The sequence below is a fragment of the Microvirga massiliensis genome (assembly GCF_001006805.1).
GTDB classification, from domain to species: domain Bacteria; phylum Pseudomonadota; class Alphaproteobacteria; order Rhizobiales; family Beijerinckiaceae; genus Microvirga; species Microvirga massiliensis.
Genome location: NZ_LN811369.1, coordinates 48,290 through 63,668 on the forward strand (window position 1 = coordinate 48,290; position 15,379 = coordinate 63,668).

Annotated in this window: 15 protein-coding genes; 14 read left to right on the plus strand and 1 reads right to left on the minus strand. The window is 63.0% G+C overall.

What is annotated here, in order from left to right; translation table 11 throughout:
* The first annotated feature begins 264 nt into the window (after positions 1-264).
* A complete protein-coding gene (locus tag BN1233_RS38335; protein WP_187144468.1) occupies positions 265-1,350 on the plus strand; it encodes a branched-chain amino acid aminotransferase in 1,086 nt (361 codons plus the stop codon).
* Between the two features lie 114 nt (positions 1,351-1,464).
* Here the strand turns inward: BN1233_RS38335 and BN1233_RS38340 are convergent, their stop codons facing one another.
* Positions 1,465-1,935, minus strand: coding sequence for an Lrp/AsnC family transcriptional regulator (locus tag BN1233_RS38340; RefSeq protein WP_046868928.1), 471 nt, complete (start codon positions 1,933-1,935; stop codon positions 1,465-1,467).
* Between the two features lie 128 nt (positions 1,936-2,063).
* Between BN1233_RS38340 and ehuR the strand changes: the two genes are divergently transcribed.
* The 13 genes from ehuR (at position 2,064) to BN1233_RS38405 (ending at position 15,271) form a co-directional block, all read left to right on the plus strand.
* Positions 2,064-3,458, plus strand: coding sequence for a MocR-like ectoine utilization transcription factor EhuR (ehuR, locus tag BN1233_RS38345; RefSeq protein ID WP_046868982.1), 1,395 nt, complete (start codon positions 2,064-2,066; stop codon positions 3,456-3,458).
* A gap of 203 nt (positions 3,459-3,661) precedes the next feature.
* The gene (eutB, locus tag BN1233_RS38350) at positions 3,662-4,657 is read left to right on the plus strand and encodes a hydroxyectoine utilization dehydratase EutB (protein ID WP_046868929.1); all 996 of its coding nucleotides are present in this window, start codon (positions 3,662-3,664) and stop codon (positions 4,655-4,657) included.
* Entirely contained in the window at positions 4,657-5,664 is a 1,008-nt protein-coding gene (eutC, locus tag BN1233_RS38355; protein ID WP_046868930.1) for an ectoine utilization protein EutC, read from the plus strand. The genes eutB and eutC overlap by 1 nt, the downstream gene beginning before the upstream one ends.
* Positions 5,665-5,666: 2 nt before the next feature.
* Positions 5,667-6,848 (plus strand): ectoine hydrolase DoeA, encoded by a 1,182-nt coding sequence (gene doeA, locus BN1233_RS38360; protein ID WP_046868931.1) that lies wholly within the window; start codon positions 5,667-5,669, stop codon positions 6,846-6,848.
* Complete coding sequence (gene doeB / locus BN1233_RS38365; protein WP_046868932.1) at positions 6,845-7,864, plus strand: N(2)-acetyl-L-2,4-diaminobutanoate deacetylase DoeB; 1,020 nt, start codon at positions 6,845-6,847, stop codon at positions 7,862-7,864. The genes doeA and doeB overlap by 4 nt, the downstream gene beginning before the upstream one ends.
* A 77-nt stretch (positions 7,865-7,941) precedes the next feature.
* Positions 7,942-8,793, plus strand: a complete 852-nt coding sequence (gene ehuB, locus BN1233_RS38370; RefSeq protein WP_046868933.1) for an ectoine/hydroxyectoine ABC transporter substrate-binding protein EhuB — start codon at positions 7,942-7,944, stop codon at positions 8,791-8,793.
* Between the two features lie 113 nt (positions 8,794-8,906).
* The gene (gene ehuC / locus BN1233_RS38375) at positions 8,907-9,572 is read left to right on the plus strand and encodes an ectoine/hydroxyectoine ABC transporter permease subunit EhuC (RefSeq protein ID WP_046868934.1); all 666 of its coding nucleotides are present in this window, start codon (positions 8,907-8,909) and stop codon (positions 9,570-9,572) included.
* Positions 9,569-10,261 carry an ectoine/hydroxyectoine ABC transporter permease subunit EhuD gene (gene ehuD, locus BN1233_RS38380; RefSeq protein WP_046868935.1) on the plus strand — a complete coding sequence of 231 codons (693 nt, stop codon included), beginning with the start codon at positions 9,569-9,571 and terminating at the stop codon, positions 10,259-10,261. The genes ehuC and ehuD overlap by 4 nt, the downstream gene beginning before the upstream one ends.
* Positions 10,258-11,025, plus strand: coding sequence for an ectoine/hydroxyectoine ABC transporter ATP-binding protein EhuA (gene ehuA / locus BN1233_RS38385; protein WP_046868936.1), 768 nt, complete (start codon positions 10,258-10,260; stop codon positions 11,023-11,025). Before ehuD ends, ehuA begins: the two co-directional genes overlap by 4 nt.
* Positions 11,026-11,196: 171 nt before the next feature.
* Positions 11,197-12,726 (plus strand): NAD-dependent succinate-semialdehyde dehydrogenase, encoded by a 1,530-nt coding sequence (locus BN1233_RS38390; RefSeq protein ID WP_046868937.1) that lies wholly within the window; start codon positions 11,197-11,199, stop codon positions 12,724-12,726.
* Positions 12,727-12,798: 72 nt separating this feature from the next.
* Positions 12,799-14,190: an aspartate aminotransferase family protein gene (locus BN1233_RS38395; protein ID WP_046868938.1), complete on the plus strand. Its 1,392-nt coding sequence runs from the start codon at positions 12,799-12,801 to the stop codon at positions 14,188-14,190.
* 96 nt (positions 14,191-14,286) lie between these two features.
* Positions 14,287-14,910 carry a glutathione S-transferase family protein gene (locus tag BN1233_RS38400; protein ID WP_046868939.1) on the plus strand — a complete coding sequence of 208 codons (624 nt, stop codon included), beginning with the start codon at positions 14,287-14,289 and terminating at the stop codon, positions 14,908-14,910.
* A 67-nt stretch (positions 14,911-14,977) separates the two neighbouring features.
* The gene (locus tag BN1233_RS38405; protein ID WP_244471007.1) at positions 14,978-15,271 is read left to right on the plus strand and encodes a GNAT family N-acetyltransferase; all 294 of its coding nucleotides are present in this window, start codon (positions 14,978-14,980) and stop codon (positions 15,269-15,271) included.
* Positions 15,272-15,379 lie beyond the last annotated feature (108 nt).

A 15,379-nucleotide genomic window follows, 5' to 3' on the forward strand; every position in this document is an offset into this window, starting at 1 on the left:
GGGATGATCACGGAGTGGTGCGCCGACATCGATGCCCCTTGTGGAGTCATCGCACCCTTGGGTCTGGACAGCGCTTAGGCCGGCTCCCCAAGAGCAGAAAGACTTGGCCGGAGCCTTCCATGCTGCACGCCCTCTCGGGCAATCATTGTGTCTGCACTCCGCCGAGCCTCGTTCACGCCTGCAACACGTCATGATATCGGATCGTCATGGGACCGGTCGGGAGGGGGACCCGTTCGGCCGCGCGAGCTATTACGTGGGGAGTTCATGATGCTGCCGATCGACATTACGCGCACCACCAGTCCAAAGCCTCGCGTCTCCGAGGAGGCCTTGGGGTTCGGTCAGGTCTTTACCGACCACATGTTCCTGATGGACTACGACGATGGAGACGGATGGCATTCTCCCCGGATCGTGCCCTACCAGCCTCTCGCGATGGATCCCGCGTCGGCGGTTCTTCATTACGCCCAGGCCGTCTTTGACGGATTGAAGGCCTATCGCGGCCAGGACGGGTCGCTTCGGCTGTTCAGGCCGGGAGATCACGCCGCCCGCCTGAACCGATCCTGCGCCGGGCTTTGCATCCCGCCCCTGGACGAAGCCATGATTGAGGCCTCGTTTCATGCCCTCGTGGATACCGACCGGGATTGGGTTCCGTCGCGGCCCGGAACGTCCCTCTACCTGCGCCCGGCGGTCATCGCCACGGAACGCTTTCTCGGCGTTCGTCCGGCCAAGGCATACACGTATTTTCTCATCGCCTCGCCGGTGGGCTCCTACTACGCCGAAGGCATCGATCCGGTCAGCATTCTCGTCGCCGAGCGTCATGTCCGGGCGGTCGAAGGTGGCCTCGGCGCCTTCAAGGCCGGCGCGAACTATGCGGCGAGCCTCTATGCGGCGGAGGAGGCGAAGCAGGAGGGCTTCAGTCAGGTGCTGTGGCTCGACGGGGTCCAGCATCGCTACCTCGACGAAGTCGGCACGATGAACATCATGCTCCGCATCGGCGACGAGGTGATCACACCACCACTGTCGGGAACGATCCTGGCCGGCATCACGCGCGATACGGCCATCACTCTTCTGAAGGATTGGGGAATAGCCGTCTCCGAGCGCCCCATTGCAATCGACGACGTCGTCGCGGCCAATCGCAACGGAACGCTTACGGAGATGTGGGGGACTGGAACGGCGGCGGTCGTCTCGCCCGTCGGAGAACTCGGATACAAGTCCGAGCATCTGACGATCGCGAACGGGCAAATCGGACCGCTCACCCGCCGATTGTTCGATGCCATCACGGGCCTGCAGTACGGCACCGCCCCGGACCCGCATGGCTGGGTCAAGCCGGTTCGCGCCGGTTTCCGGTCGTGAGAAGGCAGGGCAGAACGGATCGGAGGCAGAGGGCGCGTGCGATCGGCGGCCTGAAACGTGATCTCGCGCTGGACCCGGTCCGCCGACTGGTCGCCCTGCCCGATCGTGGCCAAGTCAGTCAACGAACTGACCGAGTGGCGGATCCGTGGCCTTTACGCTATTCGTCACGACAAAGGTGAAATAGCGGTCGATGCCGAGGTCGAGCATCAGGAGCCTGTCGATCAGCCGCTGGTAGGAATCGATATCGGCGGTCACGACCTTGAGGATGTAATCCACGCCGCCACCCGTCGCGTCACATGACACGATCGCAGGCTCTCTTTGGATGGCAGCTTCGAAGCGCTGGAAATCGGCCTGCTGGTGACGCTTCAGGGTGACCTCGATGAGGACCGTCGTCCTGCGCTCTATCCGGTCCGTGTTGATGCGCGCGGTATAGCCCGCGATGATGCCATTCTTTTCGAGTCGGCTGAGGCGCTCCCAGCATGCGGTTGGCGAAAGGTTGACCGCCTCCGCCAGGCGAAGCTTCGTCATCCGGCCGTCATCCCGAAGAACTGCGAGGATCTTCAGGTCGATCTTGTCGAGCTTCATCGCTGTTCAGAATTCCATTACAATGGCAAGATTATCTCATCACATTTGTTCGAGACAATCCCATGCGCCGCTCCGTGCCCTCCGGGGCAGATCGTGAAACCGAAGCAAACGATTACGAGGGTGCATCCATCGACTGGCGCCCCACGCTCGTCCGCCGCAAGGGTGTCCCCAAGCACAGGCTGCTGACGGAACAAATCCTGGCGGACATCGACGCCAGTATCCTCCCGGCCCATGCCCGCATGCCGACCCACCGCGACCTGGCGCGCCAGTTGGGGGTCTCGGTTCAGACCGTCAGCCTGAGCTACAAAGAGGCAGAGCGGCGCGGCTACCTGCAGGGCGAGGTCGGCCGCGGAACCTTCGTACGCAATCGCACCAGGGCGCATGCCGACCGCTTCATGCTCGATCGTAGCCCCGGCGAGACGGTCGACCTCTCCATTATCCGTGCCGTCTACTCGGAAGCGCATGAACGTGCCTCGCGCTCCATGATGCGGACGCTGGCCAGTGACGACAACAGTGCCTTCATGCGCCCCTGCCGGCCGATAGCCGGGCTCGACCAGCATCGTAGGGCGGCGCAGATCTGGCTGAAAAGACTCGGTGTCGAGGCCAGCACGGACCGCATCCTCATCACCAACGGCACGGCGCACGGCATCTTTCTCGCAATCGCGGCCCTCGTTCAGCCGGGCGAGGTCGTATTGACCGAGAACCTGACCGACCACGGTATCATCGGGCTTGCAAACGTGCTGGGCTTCAGCCTGCGCGGCCTGCCGACCGACCGGGAAGGCATTCTCGTCGAGGCCTTCGAGGAGGCCTGCAGAGCCGGCGGCGTCACTGCCCTCGTCCTTGTCCCGACTCTCGGAAATCCGACGAGCCATCTCGCCGGCGCCGAACGCAGGCGTGCCATCGCGCAGGTCGCGCGCCGCCATGGCGTCTTCGTGATCGAGGATGAAGTCTTCAAGCCGCTGCTCGACAAGCCCCTTCCTGCTATCACCGAACTCCTGCCGGATCTCGGCTTCTTCGTCACCAGCTTCACGAAGTCGGTGATGACCGGTCTGCGGGTCGGCTACCTTGTCGTGCCGCCGCAATACAGCATCCGAATTGCCAGCATCATGCGGGTGACGACCTGGAGCGCGACCAACCTCCCCTCCGAAATTGCAGCGCGCTGGATCGAGGATGGGACGGCGCAGGAGCTGATCGAGGTGCAGCGCACCGAAGCTCGCGCGCGCCAGGCCATCGTGGCGGAGACGCTGGGCGAGCACGTGGCCCAGACCCATCCGCTCTCGCTGTGCGCCTGGCTTAGGGTGCCGCCGCGATGGACCGAGGAAGGCCTCGTGCGCGCGCTGGCGCAACACAAGATCGCGGTGACCCCGTCCGATCCCTTTATTGCGGGCAAGGGGAGCGAGGGTGGCATCCGGATCTGTCTCGGCGGACGTCTGTCGCACGCCGCTTTGCGCAACGCCCTTCAGACCGTGCGGAGTACGTTCGAGCAGCTACCGCCGGTCTTCGACGTCGGCTCAATCGCGTAGGGCGCCGATTGTTTCATGACAATATAACAATTGACATGAAATCGGGCCGATCCCACCATCGCTCGATCTGGGCTGTGGTGAATGATGGACCCGAGACACGCGACCAACGCTCCCGTTCAATCGGCCAAAGCTGATTGGCTGGCGCGCCTGCAATCCGGATCCCCTGCCACGGTGACTTCGTCCGGTCGCGCGCGATGACGGCTATGGTTGGACTCGCTGACATCGTGCAGGCCAGAAGCCGCATTGCCGATCGAGTCCGTCGCACGCCCCTCGTGCCTTCTCCCAGCCTGGCGATCCGCTGTGGCACACCGGTCTTTCTCAAACTCGAAAGCCACCAGACGACTGGCAGCTTCAAGCTACGGGGCGCAACGAACGCTCTGCTCTCGCTGAGCGACGAGGCACGGCTGCGCGGTCTCGTCACCGCATCGACCGGGAATCACGGTCGGGCCCTCGCCTACGCCGCTCGCGAGGCAGGCGTGCGGGCGGTCGTGTGCATGTCGAGCCTCGTTCCCGACAACAAGGTCGAAGCCGTGCGCGCACTCGGCGCGGAGGTGCGCATCGTCGGTCATTCGCAGGACGATGCGCAGGAGGAGGTCGATCGTCTCGTGAGCGAGCAGGGTCTGACTGCAATCCCGCCCTTCGACCATGAGGCGGTGATCGCCGGCCAGGGCACGGCGGGCCTCGAAATCGTAGAGGACTCTCCCCAGGCAGAACTGATCCTGGTTCCCCTATCGGGTGGCGGACTCGCCGCGGGCGTTGCCGCAGCCGTCAAGGGCAGGATTCCGCACGCGCGCGTGGTCGGCGTCTCCATGGAACGCGGCGCAGCGATGCAAGCGAGCCTGCTTGCCGGCAAGCCGGTGCTAGTCGAGGAGCTCGAAACACTTGCCGACTCGCTCGGCGGCGGTATCGGCCTCGACAACCGGCATACCTTTGCGATGTGCCGGGATCTTCTCGATGACGTGGTGCTGCTTTCGGAAAGCGAAATTGCAGAGGGCATTCGGCACGCCTTTATGGTCGAGGGAGAAATCGTCGAAGGCGCGGGCGCTGTCGGCATCGCGGCGCTCCTGGCGGGCAAGGTCGCGCCGAAGGGGCCGGTGGTCGTTCTGGTTTCCGGCCGGAACATCGATGAGGTCCGGCATAGGACCATCGTCCACGCGAGCATTACGAACGCACATACTTCCCCGGAGGCTCGTGTCTGATGGCAAGGATGTTCATCCTGACCGAACCCGATCTGCGCAACATCGTGCGGCTCGATTCCAGCGCGATCGACTGCGTCGAAGACGCCTTCGCGGCGCTGGCCACCAAAGCCGTGGTGATGCCGCCGATCATGCGGCTCGATCTCGTCGAGAATCGCGGCGAGGTCGATGTCAAAACCGCCTATGTGCCGGGCCTTGATGGCTTCGCGATCAAGATCAGCCCCGGCTTCTTCGATAATCCGAAGCTCGGCCTGCCCAGCCTCAATGGCCTGATGATCCTCTTCAGCACGCGTACGGGGTTGGTCGAGGCGTTGCTGCTCGACAATGGGTATCTCACCGACGTGCGTACTGCAGCCGCCGGAGCAGTCGCTGCGAGGCATCTGGCGAGGCCGGATGCCAGGGTCGCCGCGATCCTGGGTGCGGGGGTGCAGGCCCGGCTGCAGCTGAAAGCGCTCACGCTGGTCCGCCCCCTCACCAGTGCCCGGATCTGGGCACGCGACCCTGCCAAGTCGGAGGTGGCCGCGCGCGAGCTGAGCGAGACGCTCGGTATCTCCGTCCTTACCGCAGAGAGCGCGGAGGCCGCCTGCAGTGGTGTCGATATCATCGTGACAACGACGCCCGCGGAGCGGCCGATCCTGCAGGCATCCTGGCTTCAGCCGGGGCAACATGTGACGGCCATGGGCTCCGATTCCGAGCACAAGAACGAGATCGAGCCTGCTGCCCTGGCGCGCGTGAAGTATGTCGCGGACAACCTCGGGCAGACGCGCCGGCTCGGCGAACTCCATCACGCGATCAGCGCGGGCCTGGTCACACTGGATCGATCTTTCCCGGAACTCGGGCAGGTCGTATCGGGCCGGGCACCGGGCCGCGAGCATGATCACGACATCACCCTGTGCGACCTGACCGGCACTGGAGTGCAGGACACCGCCATCGCCAATCTGGCCTACCGCCGCGCCATCGAGAATGGGGCGGGGCGATCCATCGACACACGAGAGGCATCTGGAGAGTGACTTTGAGCGCGCCCACCCTCAATTTCAGCAGAGCGGAATATGCCGAACGTCTCGCCAAGACCCGTCAGGCCATGGAGCGCGCCGGGATCGATCTCCTGATCATTACCGATCCGTCCAACATGCATTGGCTCACCGGCTATGACGGCTGGTCCTTCTACGTGCACCAATGCGTGGTGGTCCCGCCGGAGGGCGAGCCGATCTGGTATGGCCGCGGGCAGGATGCCAACGGCGCGAAGCGCACCGCTTATCTCGCGCACGATCACATCATCGGCTACCCGGACCATTACGTTCAGTCGACGGAGCGGCATCCGATGGATCTTCTATCGAAGATCATCGAGGAGCGCGGCTGGGACCGTCTCACGATCGCGGTGGAGATGGACAATTACTATTTCTCCGCAGCCGCCTACCTGTCTCTGACGAAGCACCTGCCGAATGCGACATTCAAGGATGCGCTCTCGCTGGTGAACTGGCAGCGCGCCGTCAAGAGCCCGACGGAAATCGACTACATGCGCAAGGCTGGCCGCATCGTCGAGGCGATGCACCGGCGCATCCTCGAGAGGGTCGAGCCCGGGATGCGCAAATCCGATCTCGTGGCGGAGATCTACGATGCCAGCCTGCGGGGTGTCGCGGACTACGGCGGCGACTATGCGGCCATCGTCCCGTTGCTGCCCTCTGGCGAAGAGGCATCCGCGCCGCACCTGACCTGGGACGACCGGCCGATGCGTCGCGGCGAAGGCACGTTCTTCGAGGTCGCAGGCTGCTACAAGCGCTACCACTGTCCCCTTTCGCGAACGGTATTTCTCGGAAAACCCACCCGGGAATTCCTGGATGCCGAAAAGGCGGTCCTGGAAGGCATGGAAGAAGGACTCGCAGCGGCGCGACCCGGCAATACCTGCGAGGACATCGCGAATGCCTTCTTCGCCGTTCTGAAGCGCTACGGCATCGTCAAGGACAATCGGACCGGTTATCCGATCGGCCTGAGTTATCCGCCCGACTGGGGCGAGCGCACCATGAGCTTGCGTCCCGGCGACCGCACGGAACTGCAGCCGGGCATGACCTTCCACTTCATGACCGGCCTGTGGCTGGAGAACATGGGGCTCGAGATCACCGAGAGCATCGTCATCACCCAGACCGGAGTCGATTGTCTCTCCAACGTTCCGCGCCAGTTGTTCGTGAAGCCATGAACGCGATTACGCCGATGCCGCGCCCGTCACCGGTCGCGGCCACTGTCGATCTCGATGCGGAGGGCGTGCAGCACGGATTCCTGCGCCTGCCCTACAGTCGGGACGATTCGGCCTGGGGTTCGGTGATGATCCCGATCACCGTCATCGCCCGCGGCAATGGCCCGACGGCGCTCCTCACGGGTGGGAATCACGGCGACGAATACGAGGGGCCGATCGCGTTGTTCGACCTGGCCCGCTCGCTCCGACCGGATCAGGTTCAGGGCCGCGTCATCATCGTGCCGGCGATGAACTATCCTGCATTCTGTGCTGGTACCCGGACCTCACCCATCGATTGCGGCAACCTGAATCGTAGCTTCCCCGGTCGGCCCGACGGAACCGTGACGGAGAAGATCGCCGACTTCTTCAGCCGCACGCTGCTCCCGCGGGCAGATCTCGTGCTGGATTTCCATTCCGGGGGTCGGACACTCGACTTTCTGCCCTATGCCGCCGCGCACGAATTGCCGGACAAGGGGCAGGAGCAACGCTGCTTCGCGGCCGTCGCGGCTTTCGCAGCGCCCTATTCCATGAAGATGCGCGAGATCGATGCCGTCGGAATGTACGACACGACGGCCGAAGACATGGGCAAGGTGTTCGTGACGACCGAGCTGTCCGGCGGCGGGACCTCCTCGGCGAGGACGGTGGCGATCGCCAAGCGCGGCGTGATGAACGTGCTCAAGCACGCCGGCATTGTCGAGGGTGTGCCCGAAACCGGGCCGACACGCTGGCTCGACATGCCCTCGGGTGATTGCTTCACGTTCGCTGAGGATCAGGGACTCGTCGAACCCTGTGTCGATCTCGGCGACGCCGTCCGAGCCGGCGACGTGATCGCCCTCATCCATCCGGTCGGAAGAACCGGGCAGACCCCGGCCGAATATCGGGCCGTGCTCGACGGCGTCCTGGCAGCCCGGCACTTTCCCGGCCTTATCAAGTCCGGAGACTGTCTCGCGGTCGTCGCAACGGTGGAGGACGCGATCTGAAGCCAGGAACCGCCGGCAATAGCGCCGAAAGCCGGGTCAGCCGGCACGCGGTTACACTTACATCCAGGAGAGAGGACATGCACAAGACAGTTCGATACGGCATCGCCGCGCTCGCCCTCATGGCGGGGCTGGGAAGCGCCCAGGCACTTACCCTCGAAGAGGTCAAGAGCGCCGGATACATCCAGGGCGCGACCGCCAACGAAGTGCCCTACGGATATATGAAGGAGGACGGCACCGCGGCCGGCATCGGCCCCGACGTGGCGATCGCCGTGCTGAAGAGCATGGGCATCAATGATGTCAACTGGACGGTGACGCCGTTCGGCACACTCATCCCCGGCCTGAAGGCACGTCGCTATGCCTTTGTGGCCGCCGAGCAGAACATCTCGCCGGAGCGCTGCAGGCAGGTGGCGTTCACCGAGCCGAACTCGAGCTATGGCGAGGGCCTCCTCGTCAAGAAGGGTAACCCGAAGAAGCTGACGACCTACGCAGATATTGCCAAGGACCCGTCCTTGAAGGTTGCGGTGGTATCCGGTGCCAACAACATCGATTTCCTGCGTGCCGTCGGCGTGAAGGAAGACCAGATCATCATTATCCAGGCCAATGCCGACGCGCTCTCGACGGTGCAGACGAGAGCGGATGCCTATGCCGCGACCGAACTCACCGTCGCGAAACTCGCCGAAGGCCAGCAGGGTGTCGAGCAGGTGAAGCCGTTCACCGATCCGATCGTCAACGGCAAACCGGTTCGCAACTACGGCGGCTTCGCCTTTCGCCCCGAGGACAAAAAACTCTACGAAGCCTTCAACACGGCGCTCGTCGCCTACCGCAAGACGGATGCATACAAGCGCACCCTGAAATCCTACGGCTTGAGCGAAGAGAGCATCGAGGCGGCAGCCGCCAAGAACGTGAAGGATCTCTGCGCCGGAAAGTGATCTGTCCCGTCGGGATCTGAAGCGCTTCAGCTCCCGCCGCCCGGCCTGGGTCGCACCCTCGCCGGGCGGGTCGGATGGCCTCCAGGCCGCCCCAGACGAAGGAGGAATCGTTCATGACGTGGACGCAGTATCTGGCGCCTCTCCTGAAGGGCGCGCAGATGACCATCATGATCTCCATCGCGTCACTTGTGCTGGGGACGATCCTTTCTTTCGCTGCGGGAATCGCACGCACGTCCAACAACCGGATCCTGTCCGGGATTGCATTCGGCTACGTCGCGCTGTTCCGCGGCACGCCTCTCCTCGTCCAGCTCTTCTGGTTCTATTATGCCCTGCCGCTGATCGGCATTTCGCTCGATCCGATCACCACCGGCATTCTGACGCTGTCGCTTCTTACAGGCGCCTATGGCTCGGAGGTGGTGCGCGGCGCGCTCCTTTCGGTACAGCCTTCACAGCTCGAGGCCGCACGGGCTCTCAACTTCAGCAGCAGCTACACGCTCTGGCATATCTCGATGCCTCAGGCAATCGTCGAGATGATGCCATCCTTCGGCAACCTCGCCGTGCAGAACCTGAAGGACACCGCTCTCGTCTCGCTGATCTCGATCGCGGACCTGACGTTCCAGGCTCAGTCCGTGCGCAACATCACCTTGGATAGCGCGACCATCTATACTCTGACGCTCATCGGCTATTTCATCATGGCACTCGCCCTGATGTTCTTCGTGCGTTTCGTCGAGTTTAAGCTCAGGCGCGGGCCCGCATTCCCGAGGAGTGCGCATTCATGATGTACGGCTATGCCTGGGACACGTCGTCGTCGCTCAACTTCGCCATTTCCATCCTCCCGATCCTCTGGTTCGGGCTGATCGTCACCCTCCAGGCAACAGTCGTCGGGTTTGCAATCGCACTCGTGCTGGGCCTCGTTCTGGCGTTGCTGCGGCGTAGCCATATCAAGGCAATCTCGTGGACAGTCGCTGGATTCACGGAATTCGTGCGCGATACGCCGCTGCTCGTTCAGCTCTTCTTTCTCTATTACGTCCTGCCCGATTTCGGGATCGTCCTGCCAGCCTTCATGACGGGAGCCCTGGCGCTCGGCCTGCAATATTCCGCCTATACGTCCGAAGTCTATCGAGCTGGCATCGATGCGGTGCAGCGGGGCCAGTGGGAGGCAGCGATCGCGCTCAACCTCACGCGCTTCCAGACGTATTGGGATATCGTCGTCCCGCAGATGATCCCGCGGATCGTGCCGGCCCTCGGCAATTATCTCGTCTCCATGCTCAAGGAGACCCCGGTCCTCTCAGTCGTGACGGTCCTCGACATGCTGGGACTCGCTAATATGATCGGTGAACGCACCTTCGATTATCTTGTACCGCTCTCCGTGGTCGGCCTGATCTTCCTGCCTCTCACGCTCCTGTGCTCGGCCATCATCCATACCTTGGAGAGGGCCCTGCCAAAAAGCGGGATTCCCCTTCGATGAAGTCCATCATTAGCTTCCAAGACGTTACGAAGCGGTTCGGCGCCCTCACCGTGCTGGATCACTTCAATTTCGACGTCAGCCCCGGCGAGAAGGTCACGCTGATCGGACCTTCAGGGTCCGGCAAGTCGACGGTCCTGCGCATCCTCATGACGCTGGAACCGTTTCAGGAGGGTGTGCTGGAACTTGCCGGCATCAGCTATCACCAGCCCCACGGGCATGGCCCCTTCCGGGCCAACGAGCGGCACCTGCACAAGATCCGCAGCAATGTCGGCATGGTGTTCCAGAGCTTCAATCTGTTTCCACATATGACCGTGCTGCGGAACATCATCGAAGCCCCGATTGCCGTGCTCAAGATGAAACGCGAGGAGGCGGAGAGCCGCGCCGTCGAGCTCCTTGGGATGGTCGGGCTCCTCGACAAGAAGGATCACTATCCGAGCCAGCTTTCGGGCGGGCAGCAGCAGCGCGTTGCGATTGCACGCGCTTTGGCCATGCGGCCCCGCGTCCTCCTGTTCGACGAGCCGACCTCCGCCCTCGACCCTCAGCTCGTCGGCGAGGTGCTCGGCGTGATCCGGGATCTCGCGCACGAGCATGATCTCACGATGCTTCTCGTGACCCACGAGATGCGCTTCGCCCGAGAGGTGTCGGATCGAGTGTGCTTCTTCGACAAGGGCCGTATTGTCGAGCAGGGTGAACCCGAGCGATTCTTCTCTGCTCCCGAACAGCCCCGAACCCGCGAATTCCTGGGCTCGATTCTAAACGCCTGATCAACCTTGTGGGCTGGGCATGCCGAGAGGATCCTTGCTCCGGAAGCCGCAAACTCTCGGCCCCGAACGCGAGAATCCGAGACTCTCTCTGTCTGCACGGGCAGGAACGGAAACTCTCTCGCTTCAGGACGACCTATTTTCCGCGGCATCAGCTTTCCGGGAGCGCGCCGCATGAACGCAATCACCCACATCGCCGTTGCCAGGGAGGCTCGATCCGAGCGCGGCAAGACGGATGCCCATCCGGCTCTGAGCCATCTTCGCGACCCGCGCCTGCTGCGCGAACTGGCCTATATCGACGGACGCTGGACCGGAGCCGTTTCGGACGAGCGGCTTGTCATCACCGATCCAAGTTCCGAGCGAATTATCGCCCGCGTCGCTCGCTTAGGTGCGAACGAAGCCGGTCTGGCCATTGGTGCGGCAGCTTCTGCCTTCCCGGACTGGAAGGTACTCCTGCCGCAGGAACGCTCTGCACGGCTTCGGGCCTGGTTCGAGCTGATCCTCGCGGCGCGAGAAGATCTCGCTCTCATCATGACTCTCGAGCAGGGCAAGCCTCTGGCCGAGTCCCGCGGCGAGATCGATTACGCGGCGTCCTTCGTCGAGTGGTTTGCGGAAAAGGCCAGGCGCCTGAACGTCGAGAGCGTGAGGAGCCACCTGCCTGGCGCAGAAATGATAGTGCGCCGGGAGCCGCTCGGAGTCGCAGCCCTGCTGACGCCATGGAACTTCCCTTCTGCCATGTTGACTCGCAAGGCTGCCGCCGCCCTCGTGGCCGGCTGTACCGTGGTGGCACATCCATCCTCCCATACGCCCCTGTCGGCCCTCGCACTCGCCGAACTCGCCGAGCGGGCCGGGTTTCCAGCCGGAGTCTTCAACGTCGTGACTGGCGATCCGGAGCCAATCGCGAACCGGTTCTGCGACGACGAGCGCGTTCGCATCGTAAGCTTCACAGGTTCGACGGAGATCGGCAGGACCATTGCGGCACGTTGCGCATCGACCATGAAGCGCCTCGTTATGGAGCTCGGCGGGCATGCGCCGCTCATCGTGTTCGACGATGCCAATCTCGATCGGGCAGTCGAGATCGCGATCGGCGCGAAGTTCGCGACCTCCGGCCAGGATTGCCTTGCAGCGAATCGCATCTATGTCCAAAGGTCGATCTATCCTGCCTTCTGCGAGGCCTTCGGGAAGCGCATCGCAAGCCTGAAAGTAGGCTCGGGACTGGAGCCGAATGTCGACATCGGACCGCTGATGCATAGGGGTGCCGTCGCAAAGGCGAAAGCCCATCTCGATGATGCGGTGAAGCGCGGAGCACGGCTCGTCGTGGGCGGCGGTGATGTACCCGGGTCGCTCTTTGTGATGCCAGCCATGCTGACCGACGTGCCGGACGACGCTCTCATCATGCATGAAGAAACCTTCGCGCCGATTGCAGAGGGCACACCATTCGACAGTGAGGCGGAAGTCGTCGCACGGGCCAACAGCTCCGAATATGGCCTCGTCGCCTATGTCGCGACATCGAACGCCGCGCGGGCCTTGCGGCTTAGCCGGGCGCCGGAATACGGGATGGTTGCGATCAATCGCGTGAAGATCACCGGCGCGCCGATCCCGTTCGGCGGAATGAAGCAATCGGGCATGGGCCGTGAAGGGTCGCGATATGGTCTCGAAGCCTACACGGACCTCAAATACCTTTGCCTCGACATCGATGAATGACGTAAACGGCTGCCGAGCGCGAAGATATCGATCATCCGATGCCAAGAAGCTATCAATTGAATGGAGACAGCCGTGCTGAATGCCGCGCCCCTATCCGATAACGAACTCAACGCGTGGGATCGGGATCACTTTTTTCATCCGTCAACTCACATGGGTCAGCATGCGCGCGGTGAAACGCCGAACCGCATTATCACCGGCGCAGAGGGAGTGTACATCACTGACCGGCAAGGCAGGCGCAGCCTTGATGCTTTCGCAGGTCTTTACTGCGTCAATGTTGGATACGGGCGGACAAAGATCACCGACGCCATCGCGGCTCAGGCGGTCGCCCTGCCCTATTACCACGCCTATGTCGGCCATGGATCCGAGCCCTCGATCAGGCTCGCAAAGATGATCATCGACCGGGCGCCGCGCGGAATGAGCCGTGTCTTCTTCGGGCTGTCCGGATCCGATGCGAACGAGACGAACATCAAGCTTGTCTGGTACATCAACAATGTCCTGGGGCGGCCGGAAAAGAAGAAGATCATCTCGCGCTGGCGCGGCTATCACGGCTCCGGCTTGATGACCGGCAGCCTCACGGGTCTCGAGGCCTTCCATAACCTGTTCGATCTGCCCCAGGCGCCGATCCTCCATACGGAGGCCCCATACTATTTCCGCCGGGCCGATCGAAGCCTGAGCGAGGAGCAGTTCTCGCAATATTGCGCCGATAAGCTCGAGAAGATGATCCTGGCTGAGGGGCCGGAGACGATTGCCGCCTTCATCGGCGAGCCGGTCCTCGGCACCGGAGGCATCGTGCCGCCGCCGCGAGGCTATTGGAACAAGATTCAGGCGGTCCTCGGGAAATACGATATCCTGCTGATCGCCGACGAGGTGATTACCGGGTTCGGGCGCCTCGGCTCGATGTTCGGCTCGGACCATTACGGGATGGAGCCAGACCTCATCACCATCGCGAAGGGCCTGACTTCGGCCTATGCGCCGCTCTCCGGCGTGATCGTGTCCGAGAAGGTCTGGCGCATTCTGGAGCAGGGATCTGACAGCTTCGGAGCCATCGGACATGGCTGGACCTACTCGTCGCATCCTCTCTGTGCCGCTGCGGGCGTCGCCAATCTCGAGCTCGTCGACGAGCTCGATCTCGTCCGCAACGCACGCGAAGTCGGCACCTACTTCAATTCAGCGCTTGCAGAGGCCGTGGGATCGAGCCGGTTCGTTGGTGAGGTGCGTGGCGAAGGCCTGTTGGCCGCCGTCGAGTTCGTCCGCGACCGGGACGGCCGGGTCTTCTTCGATCCGAATGAGAAGGTTGGAGCCCGCATCACTGCAGCGCTTCTGGAGCGTGGCGTCATCGGGCGCGCGATGCCACAGGGAGACATCCTCGGCTTCGCTCCGCCTCTCTGTCTCACGCGCGAGGAGGCGGATATCATCGTGGATGCCACGAAGAGTGCCATCGAGGCCGTCACGGGTTCGCTTTGAGGGCGGACGGAAGCTGAGATATGGATAGGGTGCCGGAGCGGGCCCAATCGATCGGGCCCGCTCCGGCACCAAGCCGTTCGGTGGAGCCCATAGGACATGCCAGGCGAGATCGTTTTCTATCACAACCCCATGTCTCGTGGCCGGATCGCCCACTGGATGCTCGAGGAGGTCGGCCAGCCATACCGCACCGTGATCCTCGACCTCACGAAGGGGGAGCACAAGGCGCAGGACTATCTGAGGATCAATGCCCTCGGGAAGGTGCCGGCGATCGTGCACGAGGACACGGTCGTTACCGAGACGGCGGCCATCTGCGCCTATCTGGCCGATGCATTTCCTGCGGCCGGCCTCGCCCCTTCGACCCATGATCCGCAGCGCGGCACCTATTTTCGGTGGTTGTTCTTCGGCGCCGGCTGTCTGGAGCCGGCCATTTCGGACAAGCTGCTGCAGCGGCCGGAGGTCGAACGCAAGAGCGTGCTGGGCTATGGCTCCTACGAGGACACCGTCGATGCTCTCGCGGATGCTCTCGCGCCGGGTCCCTGGATCCTGGGAGAGACCTTCAGTGCGGCCGATGTCTATGTTGGTTCGCAGATCATGTATGCGATGCGGTTTGGCGCTCCCGGGCTGAAGGAGCGCGCCGCCTTCACCAATTATGCGGAACGCCTGTCCGCGAGGCCGGCCTACATTCGAGCAAACGAGACCGACGACAAGCGGCTGGGTTGATCGGCTGCTCATACCGGGTGGTGAGGAACGCGCACGGCGGGGTGGCGTTGGTCCGGAGTCAGTTGGCATGGACACGGACGAGGCGATGAGCCCGCGCATTCACGACAACCGAGAGAAGAGCCGGTTCGAACTCGATGTGAATGGACAGATCGTCTTTGCCAATTACCGGCGCCAGGACTCGGTGCTCGTGATCCTGTATGTTGAAGCTCCCCCTTCCCTTCGTGGAACCGGAGCCGCTGGCAGGCTGATGCACGCGATCGCCGAGATTGCGCGTTCAGAGGGTCGGAAGATCGCACCGCTTTGCGGCTACGCGGCTTCGTGGATCCGCAGCCACGACGAGCATCGCGACCTCCTTCGATGAGGGTGCGTCAAAGTCCCGGACCTTTGCAGACGGCTCCTCCAAAATAGCCGGTTTCCGTGCAGGGCCGGCATCTATTCTTGTCGAGATCTGCGGAAGTAGATAAATCTT